Source organism: Alloyangia pacifica, from assembly GCF_003111685.1.
Taxonomy (GTDB): domain Bacteria; phylum Pseudomonadota; class Alphaproteobacteria; order Rhodobacterales; family Rhodobacteraceae; genus Salipiger; species Salipiger pacificus_A.
Genome location: NZ_CP022190.1, coordinates 610,694 through 628,615 on the forward strand (window position 1 = coordinate 610,694; position 17,922 = coordinate 628,615).

Below are 17,922 nucleotides of genomic sequence, written 5' to 3' on the forward strand. Positions count from 1 at the left end.
GTACGCTCTCATCGCGGTGGCATCGACCTTTCGGACCTAAGCGCAAACCGCACCCCCGTGCCGCGAACGTGATCTGACGCCGTCCCGCGAAAGGCGTAGCGTTGCGCCATGACACAGCTTGTGCTTCGCCTGCTACTGCTGACCCTTCTAGGGGTCTGGACCGCCTTGCCGGCCGGGCCGGTGCGCGCCATGGCGTCCAGCGCGCTCTGCTGCGACAATAGGGCCATGGCGCATGCGGACCATTCCGCGCAGCAAGCCGCATTTAGCCATGGCGCGATGCACGACAAGAGCCACGCCCAGATCTGCGAACTGCACTGCCTGCCGCTGGACGCGGCCCGCAGCGCAGATCTGCCCAGCCCCGGCAAGGCACATGGGTCGCGCATCGTTGCGTCGATGGCCGATGTGTCGCTGTCCTCCCGGGACTTCGCGCCCACATCGCCGCCTCCCCGAAGCTGATCTCCACGGGACACGGTCCCGCCTCGCGAAACTTCATTTCCCGGAGATCATCATGACCCAGTATTCCCGCCGCGGCTTTCTCGCCGCTTCTGCCGCCATGTCTGCCGCGCTGCTGCTGCCCGCAAGGGCGCGGGCTGCGACGGATCGGCTCTCGCTCACCGCGGGCACCCGCACTCTTGAAGTGAACGGCCGCGCCGCGACCGTCATGGGGCTGACCAATCGCACGGGGGGGCAGGGGCTGACCCTCGACCCCGGCCAGCGCTTCGCCGTCGATCTCACCAATGACCTCGATGTGGAGACGATCATCCACTGGCACGGGCAGATCCCGCCCAATGCGCAGGACGGCGCGCCCAACACCAACCCGATGCTCAAGATCGGCGAACGCCGCGCCTATGACTTCACGGCGCGTCCGGGCAGCTTCTGGATGCACAGCCACATCCCACAGCAGGAGATCGCCATGCTTGCCGCGCCGCTGATCGTGCGCAGCGCCGAGGACGTGGCCGCGGATCGGCAGGAGGTGGTGATGTTCCTGCACGACTTCAGCTTCAAATCCCCCGAAGAGGTGCTGGCAGAGACCGCCGGCAGCACCGGCGGGCACCATGGCGGAGCCCAGGCTCCGGCGCCGATGAATCATGCCACCATGCACCACGGCGGGGCGAGGTCGGACGCTTTGGCCCCGACGGGCGGAAGTTCGGGCAATGGCCCTATGCCCGGAATGAGCGGGGGGCCTGGCATGCCGATGGACCTCAACGATTTCCATTTCGACGCCTATCTCACGAACGATCGCACGCTTGATGATCCGGAGGTCGTGACCGTCGAGCGCAACGGTCGGGTGCGGCTGCGGATCATCAATGGCTCATCGATGACCGCCTACTGGATCGACACCGGGGAACTGCGGGGCCGGCTGCTCGCGGTGGACGGGGACAGGGTCGAGCCGTTTTTCGACACGCGCTTTCCGATCGCCTCGGGCCAACGGCTGGAGATCGAGCTCGATCTGCCGGGTGACGGGCTTGCACGACCGGTGCTCGCGCTGCGGGAGGGCGCGCAAGAACAGACCGGGCTCGTTCTCGCACCGCGGGGCGCCTCCGTGCCGCGCCTGCCGACCCGCGCCGCGACCGAGACCCCGCCCGTCGCTGGTGACATGCGGCAGGAGCTTGCGCTGCGCGCCGTCTCGCCGCTCGCAGCCCGGACCCCGGATGCGCGGCAGATGGTGATGCTCGGAGGCGTGATGACCCCCTATGTCTGGACCATCAACGGCGCCGTCTGGGAGGATCACAGCCCAATCACGGTGCCCCAGGGTGCGCGGGTCGAAATGATGTTCCACAACATGTCGATGATGGCGCATCCGATGCACCTCCACGGCCATGTCTTCCAGGTCGTCGCGGTCGGTAACCAGCCTGTGCGGGGGGCGCTGCGCGATACGGTCTTCGTGCCGGCGATGGGCTCGGTCACGGTCGCGTTCGACGCGGGCGAGGCGGCGCGCTGGATGATGCATTGCCATCACATGGGGCATCTGGCGACCGGCATGATGACAGAGCTTCAGGTGCGGGCCACGGCCTGAGCCAAGGACCGGCGGTGCGGGCGAGACGCTCGCGCCGCCGGTGTTTTTCGCTGTCGGCCTGGGCGGATCAGGCCACCTCGATCCAGGTCGTCATCCCCGAGGCCGCATGACCGAGCATGTGGCAATGCAGAAGCCATTTTCCGGGGTTGTCCGCGACGAAGGCGACCTCTGCGCTTTCCTGCGGCTTGACCAGCAGCGTGTCGCGCATCGGCCCCTGGGACCCATCGGCGGCGACCGTCCGGAAGTGCATGCCGTGCAGGTGCATCGCATGGGGAAAGACCGTGTCGTTGACCCATCGGATGCGCGCGGTCTCGCCGAGGGTGTAACGAGCAAAGGGGGCCTCGCCGCGCCCCACCTGGCCCGACAGCGCCCAGAATTGCCCACGCTGCACCAGTCGCTGGAAGTCCATGTCCTGCCCCTCGAACCGGCCCGAGGTCATGCCACGCATCGCACCGCCTTCCATCCGCATCTCGCGCAGTTCGGCCTCGGCGACACCTGGCACATCCATGCGCGGGTTGGGCGGTAGCGGCGCGGGTGCGGCGCGCCGCGCGCTGCTCTTTGGGCCGGTCACAGTCACCTCGGCAAGCGCCTGCCAACTGTCGTCGTCGGCGTAGCTGAGCAGCGCCGCGGGCGTGCCGGCCTCGGCGGTGACATCGACAATCAGATCGACGCGCTGCGCCGGGGCGAGGATGATCTCGGTGCTCACCGGCTCGGGCTGTGCCAGCGGCATCCCGTCGAGCGCGACCGTCCAGCCCACCATTCCTTCGAGCCTGAGCATGAAGATGCGGGCGTTGGCGGCATTGATGAGCCGCAGACGCAGGCGCTCGTTCTGCCGCGCCTCGAGGGAGAAGTCGTACCGGCCGTTGATCCCCAGCAAATTGCCCAGGCGCCCTGCGTGACTGCGCATCATCGGATTGCCGAAATCCCCGGCGAAGCGGCCGGTCTCCGGGTCGAGCAGCCAGTCGTCGAGCATCAGCACCTCGTCCCGGTCGATGTCCGGCGGCGTGCTTTCCTCGACGATCAGCGCCCCGGAGAGGCCGCGCGCCACCTGCTCCATGGAGTTGGTGTGGGCGTGGTACCAAAAGGTCCCGGCATCCGGCAACTCGAAGGCATAGTCGAAACGCCCGCCCGGCGGCACGGGATCCTGCGTCAGTCCCGCCACGCCGTCCATCGCGTTGTCGATGCGTATGCCGTGCCAATGCACCGAGGTCGGCACCTGCAATCCGTTGACCAGGCGCCTAGAAAGGCGACTGCCCTGCGGCACGCGGATTTGCGGACCGGGAAGCCGGCCGTCGTAGCCCCAGACCTCGGTCGCCGGATAGCCCTCGGGCGCGAGCTGGACCGTGGCAGGGCGGGCGGTCAGCAGGGGCGTCTCCTGCGCCCATGCGGGGCGTGACAGGGGAAGCGCGGCAAGTCCCGTGCAGAAGGCGCGTCGTGTGAATGGCATATCAGGTGATCCCTTTCGCGCGTTGCATCTCGCGGGCATCGTCTATGATCGTCTTTTCGGTGACCCGCGTCGTGCGGGGCTGCTGCGGCATTTGGGTGAGGCGTCCAGCATATCAGGCGACATTCGCTCGATGGGTCTTGTCTCTCGTGCCGGGCGTGCGGCGTTGACCTGTCATGCCGCGCTGTTCCTACCCAGGGTTCTTGTCGTCCTGCTCGCCTTCCGCGTGCTCCACCGCCCAACTCGTTGCGGCCTCGATGGCTACGAGGGAGGTCGTCGGCAGAACGTTCAGGTAGCTGTCGGTATCCTTGACCTGGAGCGGCGGGCGTTGAGTCATCCGGTAGAGCGCATAAAGGACGATCGCGCCGAAGGTCACCGCCAGCAAGAACCAAAAGCCTTGAGGTCCGAAGAGCTGCATGGCCCAACCGGCAAGAAGCGGCCCTCCGATGGCCCCGATGCCAAAGACGAAGACCAGCCCCCCCGAGGCGGCGGGCATGTCATCGGCTGGCAGGTCGTCATTCGCATAGGCCAGAAAGAGCGAATACAGCGGCGTCGTCACCCCACCGGCAAGGAAGGCCGCGATCAGAAGCAATTCCGACCGGCCTTCCGTGGTCAGGCCGAAAACGCAGGCCGCCGCGCCGAGGGCGGCGGCCCCCAAGATGAGCTTGCGCCGATCCATGATGTCCGACAGCCAGCCGATCGGGAACTGAAGGAACAGCGCGCCCGCAAAGAGCATGGCGACGAAGAGCGCGATCTGTGGTGTCGAGAGCCCGATCTGCGTGCCGAAGACAGCCCCCATCCCCGACTGGGTTGCGTAGATGCTGCCCAGCAGAAACGTCCCGACAGTGCTCAGAGGCGCGTGGCCAAAAAGTTCCCTGAGCGACATCGCGCGCGTGACCTTGACCGCGGGCGTTGGGGACACCGAGAGCAGGATTGGGCCGAAGGAGAGCGACACCAAGATCGAGGCGACGATGAACAGGCCGGAGGTCGCCGCATCGCCCAGGGTCAGAAGCCATTGCGCCCCGATCACGCCCAGGGTTTGGGCGAACATGTACGCCGAAAGCACCTTGCCGCGTGTGTCGTTGGTGGCAGCGTGGTTCAACCAGCTTTCCGCCGACACGTAGACCCCGGACATGCAAAATCCGATGATCAGGCGCAACAGCGTCCAGGCCCAGATCTCGGTCGCGAGCGGCAAGGCGATCAGGCCGGCCGACATGAAGCTGCCCAGTGCCGCAAAGACGCGAACGTGCCCGACGCGGCGGATCAGCACCGGGGTGACGCGGGCCCCGGAAAGAAAGCCGATGTAGTAGCCCGAGGTGATGACCGCGAGCGCTGCGGTCGAGAAGCCCTCGAGATCCCCGCGCAAGCCGATCAAGGTGAACTGCATGCCGTTGCCGAGCATGATGAGCAGGATGCCGAGGAGCAGCGCCCAGACGGTGCCGAGAACGGAAATCATGAGGCGTCTTTCTTATGTGAGCAGGAGCGCTGTCGATCCTTGCACCATATCCTGGCTCTGGCGAGGCGCATGCGCGTCATCAGTTGAAGGCTTTGCGACATCGGCTGAATTTGACACCCTTGCTTCTAATTTTCGACCTCATCTCCTTCCGGCGGCGCCCATGCAGGCGACGGTCTTCTGAGCCGCCCCCCCCCCAATTTCCGCGCGCCTCTCCCCTCCAGACCCGGAGTGATGATTTGAGACGGCGCTGGTCCCAGGTGAGTGACCACTTTCGAGAATTGCATCCTCGCCGGACGCGCAGCATCGCACCTCTCCGCTTGACGCGACCGGCAAAACGTCGTGTCGACAGCTGGCTATGGTACGAGATGACGCGGGGTCTTGGGCATATCACCGAGCGCCATCACGCCGATCCCGAGTATCGCCGCGTAGTGCCTGAGCTCGATTGCCTGCCACCTCGGCGCCGCTGGCACCGCGGTGAACAGGGTCATTTCGGTCAGGAGCCAGACGACGCCCGCGGAAGGGCCGCCGGGCCGGAGCGCGTCAGGCTCCGGCGGGCTGGACGAGGTTGGCGAGCAGGCGGAAGGCGCCGGGTACCAGCTTGTCGAGCTGGTGATGCAGGACAAGCCCGGTGTGGGTGTGCCTTCCTTTGCCGATCCGGCCTGAAACGAGACTGCCGAGCAGCGGCGCCTCGCCCGCATCGTGCATCGAGAGCAAAGGCGCGTAGCAGGGCGCCCAGTCGGCGGCGAAATAGAGGCCCCGCTCCTTGTCCCAGCCGGTCCAGTCGCTTTCAGTGATAAGGTTCGGTGTGGTCAGGAGCGGGTGCCGCGGCTCAAGCACGGTCACAGGGGCGCCCGCATTGGTGACGCGCCAGCGCAGCGAGGGGGTGCCGATCCGCATCGGCCGCGGCGGGGTGGCCTCAGAGTGCCAGCCTTGGTCGGCACGCTGGTAGAGCGTGACCAGGTGTCCGCCGCGCTCGACGAACCGGTGGAGCCGCGGGATCGCGGCGCGCAGGTCGGCGCGGTTGCCAAAGGCGACAACACCGACCAGCACCGTTGTGAAGCCAGCGAAGTCCTCATCGGAAGGGATCTCGTCCATGATGCGCACATCGGCTCCGAGCTCTTGCAGCCAGTGGCCGACGTTATCTCCGCTGCCGATGTAAGCGATTGTCGCCGCCTCGGGCAGCGCGAGGTCGAGGCTCAGCACGCGAAGCTGGGCCGCTTCGTGCAACGCGAAATCGCCGACATGCGGATAGCTGCCCCGGCTCTCGGTGAAGGCAGGCGCGCCGTCGATGCGCGGGGTGAAAGTCGCGAGCCCCGGCGTTTCGCTCAGCGGCGTGAGGGTGAGTTGACGGCCTGTCTGATCGACAGCCCAGCCCTCGACCGTGTCAAGGGTCACCGGCGCCTCGGAGGAGAGCGTCGCGGTGAGGGGCTTGGGTGTGCCAAGACGCCGGAGAAAGGCAGCCGGGCGCGCAGCAAGGATCTGCGCCGGGAGGATCGCTGGCGGGTGCTCGAAATCACGAGCAAGCGAAACCTCACGCCCACCGATCCGCGCTGCGATCTTGACGTGCGGACCATTGCCGCCGAGCGGATCGAAACGGTCGGAGAACTGACTGGGCAGCGCCATGTCGCGGGGCAGGGCGACGGGGATCGTCGTGAGGCCGGGCTGAAGTGGCTGCGCTTCGTCGGCGCAGCCGGGAATGCGGGACCGGGCGGAGACTTCTTCGGCAAGCGTCGGCGCGGGCTGATGCAGAGTCAGAGACGCGCAGTCACCCGGGGCCAGCCGGGTCGGCGCGAGGGCGCAGACCGGCGTGAGGGCGGCGGCCTCGAAAAGGGCGTGGGCAATCTCGCGGCGCTTGCGCGCAAGGCGGTGGCTATGGGCTTCGGCGAATTCGGGGGTGGTGCTTGCGGCGGCGGACTCCAGCGCCGCGTCAGCAGTGGCGAGCGCGGCAATGATCGCGTCGCGACGCGGAAAGGCCGCCTGTGCGCTGGTGATCGCGGCGGCCGCGTCCCCCAGCGCTGCCGCGGCGGGGCCTGCGAGCGCGGCAAGCTCGGGCAGCGTCGCGGGGATGCCTTCGGCCAGCCTGCGCTCGGCACGACCATTGGTCAGGTGCAGCTCCCAGACCCGCTGCGGAGTGTCGGACCAGCCGCCCATCCCCTGCGAGGCATGTCGGCGGCGCGACCACTGCCCGATCTCCTGATAAGGAACGCCGCGCGCGGGATCGCAGGGCGTGGCCTCGACGCGGAGCGTCGCCGCGGGGGGCGGAAGGGTGTCGTCGTAGGTGCCCCCGCCGCCGCCCCAGGCAGGAAGATAGGCATGCGAAACCCGCCACGGGGCGAGAGGGCTGCCTCTCAGCGCGCCGGGGTCCGCGGCCAGCGCGACGGCGGCCAGCGCCGCGCGCGTCATCGCCCGGTGATGGCCGTGCTGCCCTGGAACATCAAGGAAGGTCGGCAGGATCACGTCGGGGCGGTAGCGGCGATAGGCCAGTGCCAGCCGCTCGGTGATCAGCGCCTTGCCCCAGCGGGCGAAGGTGTCGTCGCCATCCTTGGAGAAACCGAAATCATGTACCGGATCAGAAGGGCCGAAGCCGAGCCACGCCACGTCGCAGTCAAGCACTCGCGCGGCCTCCTCCATCTCGCGGCTGCGCAGCACGCCGAGCAGCGCGCCGCGTTCCGGTCCCAGCGCGTTCTGGCCGCCCTCACCGCGCGTCGAGCAGGCGATCACCACGCGGTGCCCGAGCCCGTGCCGCAGCCATGCCATGAGCCCGCTGTGCTCGTCGTCGGGATGGGCGCCGGTGTTCATGACGGTCAGGCATCCGGAAAGCCGCGAGAGCGCGGTATCGAGTCGCATCAGCGCGGGCTGTGCTTCGCGCCGGGCGAGGCGGTCCTGGATCGTCATCTTTGTCTCCTGTCAGTCAGTCGTGGGCACGAGACTGTCCTCGGCCCGGTCGAGGCGGGGCGTGATCGCGTTGAAAAAGGGCAGGGCGGCGGCGCCGAGCGCGGCCGAAGCCTGCCCCGTCTGCCCGCGCTGGACCCGCGGCAGTGTGCGGTCGGCACGGTTCGCGACGGTCGAGGGGATCGTCAGGCGTTCGACCAGGGCATCGAGCACAGCGCCCGGCAGCTTGCCCCCGATGATGACGGTCTGCGGATCAAAGATGTTCTCGACGATGCCAATCATTGCCGACAAGTGCTGAGCCGCTGTGGCAAGCCACTCGTCCAGCACCGGGTGCCCGTCGCGGTGATGTCGCCGTAGGTCGTCCAGCGTGACGGGCTCTCCAGCGGCTTCCAGCATCTCGCGCAGCCGATGCAGCGAGGCGTAGCGCTCGAGGCAGCCGGACTGTCCGCATTGGCAGGGTCGCCCTCCGGGGGCGACGACGATGTGGCCGATCTCACCGGCGTTGCCAAATGCCCCGCGCAGCGGCTGGTCGTCGATGATCGCGCCGAGGCCGGTGCCCGCGCCGAAATAGACCTGGCAGAAATGCGAGACGTTCTGTCCCTTGCCAAACAGCAGCTCGCCAACGGCGGCGGCATTGGCATCGTTGTCGACGTAGACCGGAACGCCGCAGCGCTGCGCCAGATCCTGCGCCACTGCGAGCTCGGTCCAGCCGTGCAGCGTTGTAGGCCCGACACCGGACAGGCCTTCGATTCCGAAGGGGCCGGGCATCACGACGCCGATCCCCATGACCTGCCCGGGAAAGTCCGCGCGCAGCCGAGCGACGCTGTCGGCCACCAGCGAAAGCACCGGGCCGGAGGCCATGTCGGGCAGCGGGATATGGGCCTCGTGGCGCAGGTTGCCGCCGATGTCGAGAACGGTGACGGTCAATTCGCCCACCGCAATCTCGAAGCCGAGGGTGATGGCGCCGTCGGGGTTCAGGGCGTACTGGATGGGCGGCAGTCCGCGTCCGCTGCGCAGCCGGCCGAGGTCGAGCAACAGCCCTTCGGCCATCAGATCCTCGATGATATTGCCGACCGCCTGGGTCGAGATCTGCGCCAGATCTGCCATGGCCTTGCGGCCCATCGGGCCGTTGCGGCGGAGCAACTCCAGCACGACCCGGCGGTTGTGGCTGCGGTTGCGGCCGGGGTTCTTTCCCATGGCGACACTGACCGGGGTGCGAGCACGCGGGACTCCCGTCTTGCTTGGAGGCGGCACTGTTTTGTCCTTCTTGTTGCCAGAGAGCGGAATTCTGCGGACCTCCGGCGTCGCGTAAACGCTGGCATGGCTCAAAAGATAACTCAAGTAACTTATTTTATTTGACAGCTCGGGGCGCGATGCGACAGCCTGCGGGTGGTCGGGCGGCTCAGCGTCACGGCTCACGGCGCGGCAGGCGGCTCCGGTCGGACTGGACAAGCGCGGACAAAGGGCGGCGACGCGCCGTCTCCAACGGAGGTAAACATGAAACCAGCACTGATGAAGGCCGGCCTTCTCGCCGGTGCCGCGGTCTTCGGCGCCCATGCGGCGGCCGCGGACGTCGAGATCGAATACTGGCAGTATATCTACGAGACCCGCGTGACGGCGATGGATCAGCTCATCGAGAAATTCGAGGCGCAGAACCCCGGCATCACGGTGAAGCAGGTGACCTTCCCCTACGCGGACTACCAGACCCGCGTGATCGCCGCGAACATGGCGCGCAAGGGGCCCGACGTGCTGCAACTCTTCTATGGCTGGACGGACAACTTCGTGAACGGCGGCGTGCTGCAGCCCCTGCCGAAGGATGCCTTTCCGGACGAGATGATCGAATCCGAGTTCTTCCCGATCGTCGGCGCCATGAAGCGCGGCGACGACTACTACGGCTTGCCCACCGCGGTGCGCTCGCTGGCGCTTTTCTACAACAAGGCGCTGTTCGAGAAGGCCGGGATCGAGAAGCCGCCCGCGACGCTCGACGAGCTGGTCGATACCGCCGTGAAGTTGACGGAAACGGATGCGGGGGGCAACTTCACCACCGTCGGGATGACGGTCGAGATGGGCGGACAGGACCACCAGTGGTGGCGCGAAGTGCTCGTGCGCCAGTTCGGTGGTGAGCCCTATAACGACGATTACACCAAGGTCACCTACGACAGCGAGGCGGGCATCGCCGCGACAAAATGGTACACAGACCTGGCGACCGAGCATAAGGTCGGCGCCACGGGATTCATGGACGAGGGTCAAGCCGCGTTCCGTGCCGGGCGCGCCGGGATGACCATCGACGGAACCTTCCGCCTCGGCTCCTTCTCCTCGATCGAAGATTTCGAATGGGGCGTTGCCGAGCTTCCGGCGAACGCCGAGGGGCTGCGCTCGAACTACGCCTCCTATTTTGCCAACGGCATCGGTGCCGGGGCCGAGGGAGAGGAGCTGGACGCCGCGACGAAGTTCCTGACCTACCTGACGTCGCCCGAAGCGATGCAGCTCTGGCTCGAGGTGGTGGGCGAGCTTCCCGCGCGCCCCGAGGCCGCGCTCACCGAGGAGAACCTCGCCGATCCGGTATACGGTCCGTTCCTCGCGGGTCTCGAATACGCCCACACCACGACCTTCTTCGACGAGCAGGCGCAGCGACAGGTGACCATGGACATGGCCAACCGTGTGTTCCTGCAGGGGCAGTCGGTCGAGGAGTCGGTGGCCGAGGCCGCGGCCGAGGAACAGGCGATCCTCGATCGCTTCCACTGAGGCACGGGCAGCGGAGGGCGGAACCGACATGGCGTTCGACGACACCACACGTGCGGCCAGGGCGCCGCGCCTCAGCATGCGGACACGCCGCGCACTCTGGGTATGGGCCTTCCTGGCCCTTCCCGTCCTTTTCTACGCGGTCATCCGGTTCTACCCGACGCTCGACGCCTTTCGGCTGTCGTTTACCGACTGGAACTTGATGTCGCCGCCAAAGTTCATCGGGCTCAAGAACTACCGCGAGATGTTCGCCTCCGCGGACTTCTGGCAGGTCTTTCGCAACACCTTCGCCTATTTGGTCATCGGCACGCCGATCAGCCTCGTGCTGTCGTTCACCGTGGCCTATTTCCTCGACCGGATACGCTTTGGCCATGCCTTCCTGCGGGCGCTCTACTTCCTGCCCTACATCACCACCGCCTCGGCCATGGCCTGGGTCTGGCGCTGGTTCTACCAGCCCGCGCCAACCGGCGTGATCAACTCGGTGCTGGGCGCGCTCGGCATGGGGCAGATGGACTTCCTGCGCTCGACCACCTGGGCGCTGCCCTCGATCATGGTGACGGCGATCTGGGCCGGGCTCGGCTTCCAGGTCATCATCTTCATGGCCGGGCTGCGGTCGATCCCGCAGACCTACTACGAGGCGGCGCGTATCGACGGCGTCGGAGACTGGGCGATCCTGCGCAAGATCACCCTGCCGCTGCTGAAGCCGACAACGGTCTTTCTGGTGGTCTTCTCGTCGATCGGCTTCCTGCGCATCTTCGACCAGGTCTACAACATGACCACCAACGATCCGGGCGGGCCGCTGGGCACGACCAAGCCGCTGGTGCTGATGATCTACCAGACCGCCTTCAATTCCTACCAGATGGGCGCGGCCGCGGCACAGACCGTGGTGCTGTTCACCATCCTGCTGCTGATCTCGCTGCTGCAACTCTGGATCCTGAGGAGCCGCTGATGGCCGTCGTGGAAACTTCCGCCGCCGAGGCCCGTGCCGGGCTGCCCATGTCGAAGATCCGGCCCGCGCGCATCCTGCTCTGGACGGTGCTGTTCATCGGCGGGATGCTGATGATCACGCCGATCCTGTTCATGTTCTCGACCTCTCTGAAGAGCGCCGGGCAGATCTATGACCTGCGCCTGATCCCCCAGGATCCAAGCTTCGCCAACTACGTCGAGGTGCTCTCGGAGGGGAAATTCTTCCGCTGGTTCCTGAACTCCAGCCTCGTCGCGGTCTGCGTCACCCTGTCGAACTGCTTCTTCGACAGCCTCGTCGGCTACACGCTCGCCAAGTTCCGCTTCCGCGGCCGTCAGTTCGTGTTCATCGCCATCCTCTCGACGCTGATGATCCCGACCGAGATGCTGGTGATCCCGTGGTACCTCATGGCCTCGAACCTCGGCTGGCTCGACACCTACTGGGGCATCATGTTCCCCGGCATGATGACCGCCTTCGGCACCTTTCTGATGAAGCAGTTCTTCGAGACCGTGCCCGACGATTTCATCGAGGCGGCGCGGATCGATGGGCTCAACGAGTTCACCATCTGGTGGCGCATCGCGATGCCGCTGGTCACCCCAGCGCTCTCGGCGCTCGCGATCTTCACCTTCCTCGGCAACTGGACCGCCTTCTTCTGGCCGCTGATCTCGATCACCTCGAGCGAGCTTTACACGCTTCCGGTGGGGCTCACCTCCTTCGCGGTGGAGCAGTCGATCCAGTGGGAGATGATCATGACCGGCGCGGCGCTGGCCACGATCCCGACGCTGATCGTCTTCCTGCTGCTGCAACGCTACATCGTCCGCGGCGTCATGCTGGCGGGCCTGAAAGGATGACCGGCATGACCGATCCTAGCCACGCCGACACCTCGGTGTTCCCCGACCCGGTCTACAAGGACACGGTGCTCGCTCCGCTCTTCGCTCATGCCAAGGACGATCACGCCGAGGGCTTCCGCCGCATCGACCGGGCGCATCTGGTCATGCTCGTGCGCACCGGCATCCTGCCGCGCGCCGTGGCGGCTGAGATCGCCCGGGCGCTCGTCGCCATCGATGCCGAGATCGACCCGGCCGAGCTCGTCTATACCGGCGAGGTCGAGGACTATTTCTTCCTGCGCGAGGCCGAACTGAAGACGCGCGTCGGCCCCGACACCGGCGGGCGGCTGCACACGGCGCGCTCGCGCAACGACATCGACCACACGCTGTTCAAGATGGCCCTCAAGGCGCGGATCGATGCGCTGCTGGCCGAGGCGCGGGCGCTGCTGGCCGCCCTGACCGAGACCGCCGCGCGCGAGGCGGAGACGCTGATCGTCGCCTACACCCACGGCCAGCCTGCCCAGCCCACCACCTTCGGGCATTACCTCGGCGCGGCGATCGAGGTGCTGATCCGTGACATGGCGCGGCTCGAGGCGGCTCGCGAGATCTGCGATCTGTGCTCCATGGGGGCGGCGGCGATCACCACCTCGGGCTTCCCGCTCGACCGCGCATTGGTGGCCGAACTGCTCGGCTTCGCCGCACCGCAGCGCAACTCCTATTCCTGCATCGCGGCGGTGGACTACACCACGGCGACCTATTCCGCGGTCGAGCTGATCTTCCTGCACCTCGGGCGGCTGGTGCAGGACCTTCAGGTCTGGTCGAGCTTCGAGGTCGCGCAGATCCACGTGCCCAATGCCTTCGTTCAGATCTCGTCGATCATGCCACAGAAGCGCAACCCGGTGCCCATCGAGCACATGCGCCACCTCGCGTCGCAGACGGTGGGCAAGGCACGGATGATGAAGGACATCATGCACAACACGCCCTTCACCGACATGAACGACAGCGAGGGCGAGAGCCAGTCGGCAGGCTACGGCGCCTTCGACACCGGCAGCCGGGTGCTGCGCCTGTTGGCGGCGCTGGTCCCGAGCCTGAGGGTCAACGAGGCCCGGGTCGCGGCCAACATCGACCGCGCCTGCATCACCATCACCGAGCTCGCCGACACGCTCGTCCGGCGCGAGGGGCTCTCGTTCCGGCTCGCGCACGAGATCGCCGCCGATACGGCGCGGGCGGTTGTGGCGGCAGAGACCAGCCTCGCGGCGGGCGGCTTCGCGCCCTTCGCCGCCGCCTTCGCCGCCCATGCCGGGCGTGCCTCCACCCTCGACGAGACGAGCTTTCGTGAGATCGTCTCGCCGCGTTACTTCGTGTCGGTGCGCGACCGGTTCGGCGGGCCCGCGCCCGCGGCCATGGCCGAGGCCCTCGCCAGTTACCGCGAGGCGCTGGCCGGGTTCACTGCGCGGGCCGAGGCACTGGCCGCGAAGGAAACCCGCGCCGCCGCCGCGCTCGAGGCGGCATTCAACGAACTGACGGAGGCGCGCTGATGGCCACCATCCAGCTGAGCAAGCTCACCAAGGCCTACGGGCGCACCCGGGTGATCCACGGCATCGACCTCGACATCCCCGACGGCGAATTCGTGGTCTTCGTCGGCCCCTCGGGCTGCGGCAAGTCCACCACCCTGAGGATGATCGCCGGGCTCGAGGAGGTTTCGGACGGCGACATCTCCATCGGCGGCCGCCGGGTCAACGAGGTGGACCCCAAGCAGCGCGACATCGCCATGGTGTTCCAGAACTACGCGATCTATCCGCACATGAGCGTGCGCCAGAATATCGCCTTTGGCCTCTACACCTCGAAGCTGTCCAAGGCGGCAAAGGCGCAGCGCGTCGAGGAGGCGGCGGCGACGCTCGGGTTGACGCCGCTGCTCGAGCGGCGGCCATCGGCGCTGTCGGGCGGGCAGCGCCAGCGCGTGGCCATCGGGCGCGCCATGGTGCGCGACCCCGCGGCCTTTCTTTTCGACGAGCCGCTTTCCAACCTCGACGCACAACTCCGCGCGCAGATGCGCATCGAGATCAAGGCGCTGCACCAACGGCTCGGCACGACCATCGCCTACGTGACCCACGATCAGGTCGAGGCGATGACCATGGCCGACCGCATCGTGGTGATGCGTGACGGCCATATCCTGCAGGCCGCACCTCCTATGGAGATCTACGACAACCCGGTCGACATCTTCACCGCGCGCTTCATCGGCACCCCCTCGATGAACATTTTCCCGGCGCAACAGTCGGGCGGCGTGGTGACGCTGGCGGAAGGGGAACCGGCGGTGATGGCTGGCGTCCGGCCGCAGGATCTCAGGGTCGGCGTGCCCAGCAGGTCATCCGCCATTGTTCTTGAGGGCACCGTGACGGTCACCGAACCGCTCGGGCACGAGACGCTGGTGCATTTCACCGCGCAGGGCCACGACTTTATCGCAAGCGCGCCGGGCCATTCCGGCGCCGCACCTGGACAGCGGATCCAGGCCGGGGCGGCGGCGGGCACGGTCCATCTGTTCGACCCAGCGACCGAGAAGGCGGTGGGCCGGGCGTGACGGGCTTCGATCTTTTCCTGACCTCCACGCGCGACCTCCCGGCTGCCGGTCGCCGGGACCTCGCCGGTCTGCTGCGCGGCGCGGACGTGTCCAAGGGCGCGCTTGATCCGCGGGCATGCTGCCTGTTCGGAGCGGATGTCGGCGGCACCAAGGTACAGTCGGTGCTCACCGATCTCGAGGGCACGGTCCTCGCAGAGGCGCGCGATGCGACCCCGCATGTGGGCGGCGATGCTGTTCTGGAGTTGATCTCGGACCATCTTGCCGCGCTCTGTTGCGGCAGGACGGTCGGCGCGGCGGGTGTCGGCTTGCCGGGTGCGATCGATCCGGTGACGGGCGTGCTCGCGCGCGCGCCCAACCTGCGCGGTCTCGAGGGGCGGGCGATGCCGGCGCTCCTGTCCGACCGGCTGGGGTTGCCGGTCGCGGTTGAGAATGACGTCAATCTGGCCGCCCTCGGCGAGAGCTGGCTTGGCCACGGGGCGCAGGGCTCTCGCGCTGCGGAAGCTGGGCTTGCCTTCATTGCGCTCGGAACCGGCATCGGCATGGGTCTCGCCTTCGGCGACCGGCTGCTGCGCGGCGTCGGCGGCGCCGCGGGAGAGATTGCCTGTCTGCCCATCGGTGGTGATCCTTACAGCCCGCGCGCCCGCAGCCTTGGCACGCTCGAAAGCGTGGTGGCGGGGCAGGTCCTCGTCGAGGACTACAGGGCGAGGGGCGGTGCCCGCGAGGGCAGCCTGCGGGATCTGAGCCGTGCTGGCGTCGCGGACCCGGTGCTTGACGCCACGCTCAACGTTCTCGCGGAAAGGCTCGCTTTGGCGGTCCTGTCGGTGGGCGCGGTGCTCGACCCGGCGCTTGTCGTTTTCGGCGGTGGCATCGGCTCGCGTCCGGAAATCGTGGCCCGGGTGGGCGAGGCGCTGGCCCGTCTCGGCGCGCCGGTGCCGGAGCTGCGGATCAGCCTGCTCGGCAATCGCGCCGGTGCGATCGGCGCGGTGCGCGCGGCGCGGCTTGCGCTGGCCGATGCGCTGGAGCGGCCATGACCCAGCGCGCCTTGTACCGCCCGGCGCTGGTCGTACTGGAAAGCCCCGAAGCGGTGGCCGCCGAGGTCGCCCAGCGGATCCTGCGCTTCGTCGAGACACGGGCGCACCCCGTTCTCGGTCTTGCGACCGGCCGTACACCGCTGGCCGTCTACGCTCGTCTCGCAGCGGCGCATCGCGCCGGAACCAGCTTTGCGGCGGTCGAGAGCTTCAACCTCGATGAGTACTTCGGCCTTGGACCGGCGCACCCCGGGGCCTTTGCGTGCTACATGCGGCGGCACTTCTTCGAGCAGGTAGACATGCTGGCCGGGCATGGTCACGTGCCCTCCGGGCTTGGCGATCCTGCCTTGGAGGCGCGCGCGTACGAGGCGACGATCGCCGCGGCCGGAGGCATCGGCCTGCAACTGCTCGGGATAGGACGAAACGGGCATATCGGATTCAACGAGCCGGGCTCTGAGTTCGACAGTCGGACCCGGATCGTCACCCTCGACGAGAGCACCCGCAGGGCCAATGCCAAGGACTTTCCCGAAGGCACCGAAGTCCCGCGCGAGGCGATCACGATGGGCATCGGCACCATTCTCGAGGCCCGGCGGATCGTGCTGGTCGCGACCGGCGAGGCAAAAAGCGAGGCGCTGCACGCGGCCTTTCATCGCCCGCCCTCGCGCGGGTGCCCCGCCTCGGCCCTGCAGTTGCACCCCCGCGTAGAGCTCGTCTGCGACGTGGGTGCGGCACAAGGGCTTCGGCTCTAGGGGCGGTATCGCGACAGTCCAAGGTGACTGCGGGGGCTAACGGCAAATGGCAGCGCTCGCAGATCGGCGCTCGAAGGCGAGAGCACTGCGCATCTTGCCATGTCCTGCCTGCACTCTTCCGTCTCTTACCGATAGCCCCATGGATCAGCCCTTCGTTTCCAAGGCAGAGCGCGCAGTGCCAGCTCGTGCCGCGACCACGGCTCCAGGGGGGGGTGGAGAGGGGAGCCCGCTACGGAACGTCATTCACCCCGCGACTGATGATCCGTCGAAAAGGTCAAAGTGGTAAGACCTCTTTAGGATTCTATTGTTCCCCAAGTCGTTCAAGAAAAATAAATGGAAACAGATATTTAAACTACAAAACCGGGACGCTTTTCGGGCGGCAATACCCGGCCAAGCCAGCGTGCTCAAAAATTGGTTGGCAACCCGGTCGGCAAGAGGTTCACTTTGGTCAGCCAGGAGGAGGCGGCAGGGATGAGCGAGCTTGAGACAGCTCAATCGGAAAAGGGAACCGACCGGGTCATCGCGTATTTCAAGGACGCGCTGATGACCGGTGACCTGCGCGTCGGCGACCGGCTGAAGTCCGAGCGCGATCTCGCCCGGGAGCTGGAAGTCGGTCGCCCGCTGCTGCGCGAGGTGATCCGTTCGCTCGCCATGCTCGGCATGCTCGACGTACGGCACGGCAGTGGCACCTACGTGCGGCAAGCCAATCTCGGGACGGTGTCGGATTTCTTTACGTTCTGCCTCGCTCAGCAGCAGGACATGCTCGACGACGTGATGGAGGCGCGGATCGGCATCGAATGCCAGGCGATCCGGCTCGCCTGCACGCGGGCAAACGAGGTCGATCTCGCGCGGATCGGCCAGTGGTTCGGCGCGCTGATCGACACGCTGGACGATCCCGAGGCGGGCGGCCGCGCGGATTTCATGTTCCACCGTTCGATCGTGGCGGCGAGCCACAGCAGCTCGCTGATCACCCTTTACGGCGCCCTGTCCGAGTTGCTTAGACGCAGCCACGTGCAGCGGCGCAAGACGGTCTACCATGAGCGCTCCGTGGTCGGAGACCTTGTGGAAGCGCATCGGGAGGTCTTCCTCTCGATCGTTGCGAAGGACCCGGAGGCCGCGGACAAGCGCCTGCGGGAGCATTTCGCGATTGGCGACGAGTTGCGTCGCAGGAGCCTGATCGACAGCTACCGAAAAGGTCTCAAGAAAGCTTAGGACGACAAGCGAA

At 67.1% G+C, this 17,922-nt stretch carries 14 protein-coding genes; 10 read left to right on the plus strand and 4 right to left on the minus strand.

What is annotated here, in order from left to right; translation table 11 throughout:
• The first annotated feature begins 108 nt into the window (after positions 1 to 108).
• On the plus strand, positions 109 to 456 hold the full coding sequence (locus CEW88_RS15825; RefSeq protein ID WP_108968735.1) for a hypothetical protein: 348 nt from the start codon (positions 109 to 111) through the stop codon (positions 454 to 456).
• Positions 457 to 508: 52 nt separating this feature from the next.
• The gene (locus CEW88_RS15830; protein ID WP_108968737.1) at positions 509 to 2,017 is read left to right on the plus strand and encodes a multicopper oxidase family protein; all 1,509 of its coding nucleotides are present in this window, start codon (positions 509 to 511) and stop codon (positions 2,015 to 2,017) included.
• Positions 2,018 to 2,084: 67 nt separating this feature from the next.
• Here the strand turns inward: CEW88_RS15830 and CEW88_RS15835 are convergent, their stop codons facing one another.
• From CEW88_RS15835 to CEW88_RS15855, 4 genes are all read right to left on the minus strand, one after another.
• A complete protein-coding gene (locus CEW88_RS15835; RefSeq protein WP_108968739.1) occupies positions 2,085 to 3,464 on the minus strand; it encodes a multicopper oxidase family protein in 1,380 nt (459 codons plus the stop codon).
• A gap of 187 nt (positions 3,465 to 3,651) precedes the next feature.
• A complete protein-coding gene (locus tag CEW88_RS15840) occupies positions 3,652 to 4,917 on the minus strand; it encodes an MFS transporter (protein WP_108968741.1) in 1,266 nt (421 codons plus the stop codon).
• Positions 4,918 to 5,457: 540 nt separating this feature from the next.
• Entirely contained in the window at positions 5,458 to 7,812 is a 2,355-nt protein-coding gene (locus CEW88_RS15850; RefSeq protein WP_108968745.1) for a PIG-L family deacetylase, read from the minus strand.
• A gap of 12 nt (positions 7,813 to 7,824) precedes the next feature.
• Positions 7,825 to 9,006, minus strand: a complete 1,182-nt coding sequence (locus tag CEW88_RS15855; protein ID WP_193989087.1) for an ROK family protein — start codon at positions 9,004 to 9,006, stop codon at positions 7,825 to 7,827.
• A gap of 300 nt (positions 9,007 to 9,306) precedes the next feature.
• Here CEW88_RS15855 and CEW88_RS15860 point away from each other — a divergent pair, with 300 nt between their 5' ends.
• From CEW88_RS15860 to CEW88_RS15895, 8 genes are all read left to right on the plus strand, one after another.
• Complete coding sequence (locus CEW88_RS15860) at positions 9,307 to 10,554, plus strand: extracellular solute-binding protein (protein WP_108968748.1); 1,248 nt, start codon at positions 9,307 to 9,309, stop codon at positions 10,552 to 10,554.
• 28 nt (positions 10,555 to 10,582) lie between these two features.
• The gene (locus CEW88_RS15865; RefSeq protein WP_108968750.1) at positions 10,583 to 11,500 is read left to right on the plus strand and encodes a carbohydrate ABC transporter permease; all 918 of its coding nucleotides are present in this window, start codon (positions 10,583 to 10,585) and stop codon (positions 11,498 to 11,500) included.
• The gene (locus CEW88_RS15870) at positions 11,500 to 12,366 is read left to right on the plus strand and encodes a carbohydrate ABC transporter permease (RefSeq protein ID WP_108968752.1); all 867 of its coding nucleotides are present in this window, start codon (positions 11,500 to 11,502) and stop codon (positions 12,364 to 12,366) included. Before CEW88_RS15865 ends, CEW88_RS15870 begins: the two co-directional genes overlap by 1 nt.
• A 5-nt stretch (positions 12,367 to 12,371) precedes the next feature.
• Positions 12,372 to 13,880, plus strand: a complete 1,509-nt coding sequence (gene argH / locus CEW88_RS15875) for an argininosuccinate lyase (protein WP_368074608.1) — start codon at positions 12,372 to 12,374, stop codon at positions 13,878 to 13,880.
• A complete protein-coding gene (locus CEW88_RS15880; protein WP_108968756.1) occupies positions 13,880 to 14,920 on the plus strand; it encodes an ABC transporter ATP-binding protein in 1,041 nt (346 codons plus the stop codon). Before argH ends, CEW88_RS15880 begins: the two co-directional genes overlap by 1 nt.
• Positions 14,917 to 15,951, plus strand: coding sequence for an ROK family protein (locus tag CEW88_RS15885; protein ID WP_108968758.1), 1,035 nt, complete (start codon positions 14,917 to 14,919; stop codon positions 15,949 to 15,951). Before CEW88_RS15880 ends, CEW88_RS15885 begins: the two co-directional genes overlap by 4 nt.
• Positions 15,948 to 16,697: a glucosamine-6-phosphate deaminase gene (locus CEW88_RS15890; protein WP_108968760.1), complete on the plus strand. Its 750-nt coding sequence runs from the start codon at positions 15,948 to 15,950 to the stop codon at positions 16,695 to 16,697. The genes CEW88_RS15885 and CEW88_RS15890 overlap by 4 nt, the downstream gene beginning before the upstream one ends.
• Before the next feature lie 471 nt (positions 16,698 to 17,168).
• Positions 17,169 to 17,909 carry a FadR/GntR family transcriptional regulator gene (locus CEW88_RS15895; RefSeq protein WP_108968762.1) on the plus strand — a complete coding sequence of 247 codons (741 nt, stop codon included), beginning with the start codon at positions 17,169 to 17,171 and terminating at the stop codon, positions 17,907 to 17,909.
• The last annotated feature ends 13 nt before the right edge of the window (positions 17,910 to 17,922 follow it).

Bases quoted from the DNA above. Each gene is read 5' to 3' on its own strand.
- CEW88_RS15890 (WP_108968760.1), top strand. From the start codon at position 15,948: ATGACCCAGCGCGCCTTGTACCGCCCGGCGCTGGTCGTACTGGAAAGC.
- CEW88_RS15895 (WP_108968762.1), top strand. From the start codon at position 17,169: ATGAGCGAGCTTGAGACAGCTCAATCGGAAAAGGGAACCGACCGGGTC.
- CEW88_RS15880 (WP_108968756.1), top strand. From the start codon at position 13,880: ATGGCCACCATCCAGCTGAGCAAGCTCACCAAGGCCTACGGGCGCACC.
- CEW88_RS15860 (WP_108968748.1), top strand. From the start codon at position 9,307: ATGAAACCAGCACTGATGAAGGCCGGCCTTCTCGCCGGTGCCGCGGTC.
- argH (WP_368074608.1), top strand. From the start codon at position 12,372: ATGACCGATCCTAGCCACGCCGACACCTCGGTGTTCCCCGACCCGGTC.
- CEW88_RS15830 (WP_108968737.1), top strand. From the start codon at position 509: ATGACCCAGTATTCCCGCCGCGGCTTTCTCGCCGCTTCTGCCGCCATG.
- CEW88_RS15835 (WP_108968739.1), bottom strand. From the start codon at position 3,464: ATGCCATTCACACGACGCGCCTTCTGCACGGGACTTGCCGCGCTTCCC.
- CEW88_RS15855 (WP_193989087.1), bottom strand. From the start codon at position 9,006: ATGGGAAAGAACCCCGGCCGCAACCGCAGCCACAACCGCCGGGTCGTG.
- CEW88_RS15825 (WP_108968735.1), top strand. From the start codon at position 109: ATGACACAGCTTGTGCTTCGCCTGCTACTGCTGACCCTTCTAGGGGTC.
- CEW88_RS15865 (WP_108968750.1), top strand. From the start codon at position 10,583: ATGGCGTTCGACGACACCACACGTGCGGCCAGGGCGCCGCGCCTCAGC.
- CEW88_RS15840 (WP_108968741.1), bottom strand. From the start codon at position 4,917: ATGATTTCCGTTCTCGGCACCGTCTGGGCGCTGCTCCTCGGCATCCTG.
- CEW88_RS15850 (WP_108968745.1), bottom strand. From the start codon at position 7,812: ATGACGATCCAGGACCGCCTCGCCCGGCGCGAAGCACAGCCCGCGCTG.
- CEW88_RS15870 (WP_108968752.1), top strand. From the start codon at position 11,500: ATGGCCGTCGTGGAAACTTCCGCCGCCGAGGCCCGTGCCGGGCTGCCC.